The 7,754-nt window shown below is 42.7% G+C and carries 3 protein-coding genes; all 3 read left to right on the forward strand.

The genetic code is table 11. The features are described from left to right. Positions 1-80: 80 nt before the first annotated feature. Positions 81-3,365 (forward strand): TonB-dependent receptor, encoded by a 3,285-nt coding sequence (locus DW657_RS06900; RefSeq protein ID WP_118311922.1) that lies wholly within the window; start codon positions 81-83, stop codon positions 3,363-3,365. Between the two features lie 13 nt (positions 3,366-3,378). Further along, the gene (locus DW657_RS06905; RefSeq protein ID WP_118311923.1) at positions 3,379-5,430 is read left to right on the forward strand and encodes a RagB/SusD family nutrient uptake outer membrane protein; all 2,052 of its coding nucleotides are present in this window, start codon (positions 3,379-3,381) and stop codon (positions 5,428-5,430) included. 120 nt (positions 5,431-5,550) lie between these two features. Beyond that, positions 5,551-7,617 (forward strand): DUF4859 domain-containing protein, encoded by a 2,067-nt coding sequence (locus tag DW657_RS06910; RefSeq protein WP_233546641.1) that lies wholly within the window; start codon positions 5,551-5,553, stop codon positions 7,615-7,617. Positions 7,618-7,754 lie beyond the last annotated feature (137 nt).

Consider the following 7,754-nt stretch of genomic DNA (forward strand, 5'->3'; position numbering starts at 1 on the left):
ATAATATGGCACGAAATGCAAATTTTTGTGTTACTTTGCAATCGAAATTTAAACAATAATAAACCTAGAAAAAATAGAAAATGAGACAGACACAAATCATTTCAGGCTTTGTACATAGCCAAGCTTATGTAAAAGCCATCGCGTGTTTGGTCCTTGCATGTGGGGGGGCATTACCTACTCTAGCTGCAAGTGAGACCTTATCAAACCCTAAGGTAGAGGAAGCTCAGCAGAGTGAAATTACCGTAAAGGGTACAGTTGTTGACGATGCCGGTGAGCCAGTCATCGGAGCTACCATTATGGAAAAAGGAACCCGTAATGGTACGGTTACTGATATTGATGGTAACTATGTTATTAAGGTAAAGCGTAATGCTCAGTTGGCTATTTCTTACTTGGGATATTCTACCCAAGTAGTTCCTGCCGGAACTTCAAAAGTGGTTTTGAAAGCCAACGATACTAAACTGAATGAAGTAGTGGTCGTAGGTTTCGGTACCCAGAAAAAGGTAAACCTTACTGGTGCTGTGACCGCTGTTTCGGGTGAGGAATTGGATAGCCGTCCTGTAAGTAATGCAACCCAGGCTCTGCAGGGTATGGTGGCTGGTTTGCAGATTACCCAGGCTGCAGGTAGTTTGGATGATACTCCAAGCTTGAATGTACGTGGTACAACTACAATTGGACAGGGTTCCAGCGGAAGTCCGTTGGTCTTGATCGATGGTATGGAGGGTGATATCAATACCATCAATCCTCAGGATATTGCCAGTGTATCTGTTTTGAAGGATGCTGCTGCGTCATCTATTTATGGTTCTCGTGCACCTTTCGGTGTCATATTGATTACTACAAAGACGGGTGGCAAGCGTGACAAGGTAAGTGTGAACTACAATAATAATTTCCGCTTCAGTACTCCTATTCGTATGAAGCATAGCATGAACTCTGTTGATTTTGCATGTATGCAGAATGATGCGAATACGAACATTGGTGGTGGTCAGCTTTTTACACCAGACCGTGTTCAGCGTATGAAGGATTGGATAGAGGGCGAATATGTTAATGCTGGTACCCGTAAGGATAAAAATGGCAATTTGATTTATTCTTTGGATGCGGATGCTAATGGCTATTGGTTGAGTGGATTTACCGATGGTTATGCTTCTACCGATTTCTATGATGCAATATACAAAAAGCATACATTCTCTCAGGAGCACAATGTAAGTGCAACCGGTGGTGATGAAAAACTCAACTACTATGCTTCTTTTGGATATTTAGGTCAGGATGGTTTGATTAAGGTTGCTGATGAAGGCAGTAATCGATATACTGCTACTGCCAAGATTTCTTCACAGTGGACGAAATGGATGAAGTTTAACTACTCTCTCCGTTTTATTCGCAAGGATTATCATCGTCCTCAGTCTTTGGGTTCTGGTGTATATGAATATCTTGGTGGACAGTGGCCTTGTGTTCCTTTGTATGATAGAAATGGTAATCTCTATAATGAGATGGTAAATACCATGACTAATGGTGGTACATATCGTTATCAGAATGATGAGTATAATCATCAGGTAGGCTTGGACATCGAACCAATCAAGAATTGGATTACCCATGCTATCTTCAACTATCGTACATCCCATAATGAGAGTCATACAGATATGCAGCATACTTATCTGTATAATCTGAATGGTGAGGCTTACGACCAGAATAATTTTACTTATGTAGGTGAAGACTACTATAAGGATAATTATACCAATTTCCAACTCTATTCTGAGTATTCGTTCAATTTGCAGAAGAAGCATAACTTCCATATTATGGCAGGTTTCCAGTCTGAGGATGAGCGTATGAAGTACAAATATGCAGATAGAGCTGGTCTCATCGTAGGTAATAAGCCTCAAATTGATGGTACAACTGGTATTGATGCTTATGGTAATCCTGTGGATCCATCTGTGTCTGGCAACATGAGCCGTTGGACAACTTGTGGTTTCTTTGGTCGTTTGAATTATGATTATCAGGGCAAGTATCTCTTTGAGGTTAATGGCCGATATGATGGTTCTTCTAGATTCCGTCCGGGAAATCAGTGGAAGTTCTTCCCATCTGTTTCTGCAGGTTGGAATATTGCACAAGAGAACTTTATGCAGCCAATAAATGATTGGATTGGTCAGTTGAAGCTTCGTGTATCTTATGGTAACTTGGGTAACCAGAATGTTGGTACTTACCAGACTTATCAGAAGATTGGTGTATATGCCAACAATGGTACATGGCTGCAGAATGGTTTGAAACCTATGACAGCTTGGGCACCAGGCCTGGTTTCTCAGAATTTGACATGGGAAACCATCCAGAGTTTCAACGTCGGTCTTGACTTTGCGTTCTTGAAGGATCGCTTGCATGGATCATTTGACTGGTATGTACGTAAGACAAAAAATATGATAGGTAATGCCCCTGAGCTTCCGAGCATCTTGGGTACGGCTGTACCTGTTACTAACAATACCGACTTGCGTACTAATGGTTGGGAGTTGACTATCGGTTGGAACGATCGCTTGTCTAATGGCTTGCAGTATGGAATCAGCTTCAATCTCTCTGATGCCTATGCTACTATCACAAGATATCCTAATAACCCTTCTCATTCATTGGGTAACTATATTGAGGGACAGCGTATTGGTGATATCTATGGTTTTGAGACCATCGGTATAGCTAAGAGTCAAGAAGAGATGGATGCTCATATCGCAAAGGTTGACCAGAGTACAATTGACAATAACAAGTGGGGTGCTGGTGATATTATGTATCGTGACCTCAATAATGATGGTAAGATTTCCTGGGGTGCCAATACATTGGAAGATCATGGAGATCTTAAGAAGATTGGTAATTCCACACCACGTTATCTCTTCGGTATCGACTTGAATGCTGCTTGGAAAGGCTTCGATGTACGTTGTTTCTTCCAGGGAGTCATGAAGCGTGAGTATTGGGCTAGTACACGTTATTTCTTTGGTACTTTCGAATATGGTCGTTGGTATCAGGTCTGCCTGGATGGTTTGCAAGACTATTATCGTGACGAGAACTCTTGGTCTGTTGTCAATGGATTCCAGGAGACAAACAAGGATGCTTACTTGCCACGTGCAGCCTATAGCGCCAAGAATGAGCAGGTTCAGACAAAGTATCTGCAGGATGCTTCTTACATTCGTTTGAAGAACCTTCAGATTGGTTATACCTTGCCACAGAATTTGACACGTAAGATTTCTATTGAGAAACTTCGTGTTTACTTCTCGGGTGAGAACCTCTGGACAGGAACATCTCTCCGCAAGCAGTATGACCCAGAGACCATCGGTACATGGTATGGCAATGGATATCCATTGAACACAACCTTCTCTTTTGGTTTAAGTTTAACATTATAAATATTAGAATGATATGAAATTCAATATATCTTTAAAGGTTCTTCCTTTGTTGGCATGCGGTATGTTGATGGCTTCTTGTAATGATTTTCTGAAGCAAGAGCCTCTTACAGAAATTACTCCTACCGACTATTACAAGGATGCTACTCAGCTTCAAGCCGTAGCTAATGCTTTCTATCAGACTGTATTGCCATATCATAGTGGTGCAGGCTATGGTACATTCGCATACGATAATGGTACAGATAATCAGACCGGTTCTAATGGCGATTCTAAGTATAAGAAAGGTAGTTGGAAGACTAGTAACGACAACTCTTCATGGAGTTGGAACAATATTCGTGATATCAACTATCAGTTGAATATGGCACAGTCTAACTATGAGAATGGATTGATTGCGGGTGATGAAAATAAAATTCGTCAATATATTGGCGAGTTACACTTCTTCCGTGCCTATGCTTATTTCAGCCTGTACAAGAGCTTCGGTGACTTACCTATTGTGACAGAGGCCATGCCTGACAATGAGGCTATCCTTGTAGCTGCTAATAAGCGTAGTCCTCGCAACGAAGTTGCTCGTTTTATTCTTGCCGACCTGGATTCTGCCGTAACCTATATGGAGCCTGATGGTTGGGAAGCAACCACACGTATCTCTCCTGCAGTTGCTCATCTGTTTGCATCACGTGTAGCCTTGTTTGAGGGTTCTTGGTTGACCAACTTTGCTGGTACTCCGTTCGTTCCTAATGGTGAGGGATGGCCAGGAAAGGCAAAAGACTATAATGCCAATTATCAGTATCCTACAGGTAGCGTTGAGGCTGAAGCTCAGTTCTTCTTCAAGAAGGCGGTTGATGAGGCTGCCATTGTTGGTGATGCTTATGTAGGTAAATTGGATAAGAATACAGGTATCGTACCTCAGTCTTTATCTGATACCAATCCTTATTTCTATAAGTTTGGTAATACCGATATGTCTGCCTATCCTGAGGTTCTTCTCTGGAAGGCCTATAATAAAGGTAAAGGTGTGACAGATAACATTGAGGTAGCTGTAAACCGTGGTAATACCTATACAGGTTTTACCCGTGGTATGATTGATGCCTTCCTAATGGAGGATGGTAAACCAACTTATGCTCATCATGATGGATATGTATATGAAGATACAACGACTTATGCTGTGGTTCGCAATCGTGACCCTCGTTTGTTTATCTTCCTGAAACGCCCTGGTCAGAAGAACGTTCTTCAGGGTGAGGATAATACTATTGCAGCAGAGCAGGTTCGTCCTATCGAGCCAGTTCCACAAGTGTTTACCCGCTCATTTGACGTAACTTATACTACTGGTTATGCGATTAGAAAGGGTGGTACGTTCAATCAGAACTTGGCAGAAAACCAGGCTGGTTATACAGCATCTATCACATTCCGTGCAACAGAGGCTTTGCTCAACTATATTGAAGCTCAATATATGCTCGACCGTCATTTGAATGCAAAGAGCATTTCATATTGGAAGGCTATCCGTGAGGCTGCTGGCTTTACTGGTGAGGCTGCTGACCCTCAGACAACTATTGCTGCCACAGATATGGCACAGGAGTTAAAGGGTTATACCGATGGTTCTGGTACACAATATGATTGGGGCGCATTTTCAGCTGGCAAGGCATTGACTGATCCTACTTTGTATAGTATTCGTCGTGAGCGTCGTACTGAGTTGATGGCTGAAGGTCTTCGTTGGATGGATTTGATTCGCTGGCGTTCACTCGATCAGTTGATGAAACAGCCTTATCAGCTTGAGGGCTTCCATCTTTGGAATACTCCAATGGAAAAATGGTATACAGTAGACCAGTTGGTAGATGATGGTTCTGTTACAGCTACAGTATCTTCTCGTAAGTTGACAGAGTATTTCCGTCCTTACCAGATTGTTTCTACCAATATGCTTTACAATGGTATGACATGGTCTATGGCTCAGTACCTACAGCCAATGCCTTTGCGTCAGTTTATGCTTACGGCTCCTGACCATAAGACATACGGTGATTCTCCATTGTACCAGAATCCATACTGGCCAATGGAACCAGATGAAGCAGCAGAGCAGTAATGCGATTCCTTTGAAATAACGAATAATTCGCCCAATAGCAAAGCATATAAGCTATTGGGCGATTTTTTTTCAGCTCTTTTGATTTCTGTATCTAATCAAAATCAACTTAAAACATAAATTATGAAACATTCTAAACTGAAAACGGGGATAATGATAGTATTGTCATTGTTCTTTTTATTATCATTCGGCAGTTGCAGTTCCAGTAATGATTCCATAGGAACTGATACTCCTGTAAATCCCAAACCATCGGATGTGAAAGTGATGGATAAATCAAAGATTGTTGATTATAACAAGTATCATTGTCCTGCAAAATGGAATGAAGGATTTGAAAAGGGACCTGACTATATGCTCCGCAGCGATGCCAGATGGTCGTGGTGGAGAATGAAGCAGAGCGAGCACTTCTTCGTGTTCTGGGAGCCTGGCTTTGGAGATAATCCTAATGCAGAATCTGTACCGGAGGCTTTGCGTGTGGATATTGATGACTTGTTGCAGAAGGCAGAGCAGTTCTATAAGACCAATGTGGAGAAGCTCGGCATGGCTACCATCGGAGAAGGTAAGTCGGTGCTCGATAAGTATAAGATGCAGATTTATCTCCTTTATCAGACAGAATGGCTTGCTACTGGTTCCGGCTATGATGACAAAATCGGTGCCCTTTGGGTAAATCCATCTACCTGCAAGCCGGTTGGTTCAACCATCGGTCATGAGATAGGACACTCTTTCCAATATCAGATTTCTGCCGACAAGCTCTTCACGGGTGAGGCTACGCCAATAGATAGAGCTGATGGTTCTCAGCTTGTGCCTGCTGGCTTCCGTTATGGATTTGGTGAAAATGGTGCTGGCGGTTGTGCTTATTGGGAACAATGTGCTCAGTGGCAGTCGTTCCAGGATTATCCTAACGAGTGTTTCGACCAGGATACTCATTATGCTGTTTGGCTGAAGAATCATCATCGCCACTTTAATCATGAGTTTATGCGCTATGCCAGCTATTGGTTCCAGTATTGGTTTACAGAAAAGCATGGCATCGAGTCATACGCCCGTATCTGGAAAGAGAGCAAATATCCGGAGGATCCTCTCCAGACTTATATGCGTATCTATTGCAACAATAGTCTTGATGCACTCTACAAGGATTTGTATGCGTATAGTGCTCATTGTGCTGATTATGATTTCAAGGCTGTGCATCAATATAAGAAGGAGGCTGCCATCAACTATTCTACCAAACTGTATAAGAACGATGGCTATTATCAGGTGGCTTATACTAACTGCCCGGGTACAACAGGTTTCAATCTCATCCCGCTGAATGTTCCTGCTTCGGGCAAGGTAAGTGCTACGCTTGAGGGTTTGGCTCCTGGCTCTGCTTTGGCAGCTGCTGATCCTGGTACTGTGGTAGATGGAGATGGTAATGCCAAGAGTACTGTGACCAAGTATAATTCACAGAGCAATACTCAGCAGAATTATCGTTATGGTTTTGTGGCTATCACCAAGGATGGCAAGTCGCATTATGGCGAGATGCATACAGGCAAGAAAGGCACGGCAACCTACGAAGTTCCTGTCAATACCGAGCGTTTGTACCTTTGTGTGCTGGCTGCTCCTGATAAGTATAATCGCAATGCCTGGGATGATGATGAGACCAATGATGAGCAATGGCCTTATCGTGTGAAGTTCTCGGGTACAGACTTGCTGGGTAACGTGACGATACCGGAAGGCGACCCTACTGACGTGGAGACTTCACTTGAGGTTAGTCTTGACGCAAGCAGCGAAAGCTATCCTCTGCATACCTTCAATCTCTTGAACGAGGGTGTGATGCAGAAGATAGCCGTAGCCTTCAAGATGCAACCATCAGAGATAGCTGCCGCCACCTTGGATGATGCCACAGTAAAGGCTGATGGATTCAATGGTCCTGCCGAGGGCAAGATAGCTGTGGGCTTGACCAATCCTAATGGCTCTATCTCTTATGCTTATTCTGCCAACGGTATCGGTTTCTGGATAGCAGAAGATGGTTCGGCAGGTACATGGGGCGATGGTACCAAGATTTACTTCGAGTATAATTCTGGTGCTTATGGATTGACTGTAGGTCATAAGCCTGGTGCTACAGAGAAGGGCAAAACTTATACCATCAAGCCTACCATGGTATATAATAAGGGTGGTAAATTGCACAAAGCAGTGATTACCATCAAAATGAAATACTAATCTCATTCTCCTTTCACAATTGTTGTAGTGTGCTTATAGTTAGCTACTTAAGTGTGAAAGGAGAATTCTCAGAAACAACAATAATAATCTGCAGAAAAGACTATTAATATATAAGGAGAAGGCAACTTAGTCTAAAG

Source organism: Prevotella sp. AM23-5, assembly GCF_003473645.1.
Taxonomy (GTDB): Bacteria; Bacteroidota; Bacteroidia; order Bacteroidales; family Bacteroidaceae; genus Prevotella; species Prevotella copri_A.

Excerpts from the sequence above, each read along its gene's own strand:
- DW657_RS06910 (WP_233546641.1), top strand. The coding sequence starts at position 5,551 with ATGAAACATTCTAAACTGAAAACGGGGATAATGATAGTATTGTCATTG.
- DW657_RS06900 (WP_118311922.1), top strand. The coding sequence starts at position 81 with ATGAGACAGACACAAATCATTTCAGGCTTTGTACATAGCCAAGCTTAT.
- DW657_RS06905 (WP_118311923.1), top strand. The coding sequence starts at position 3,379 with ATGAAATTCAATATATCTTTAAAGGTTCTTCCTTTGTTGGCATGCGGT.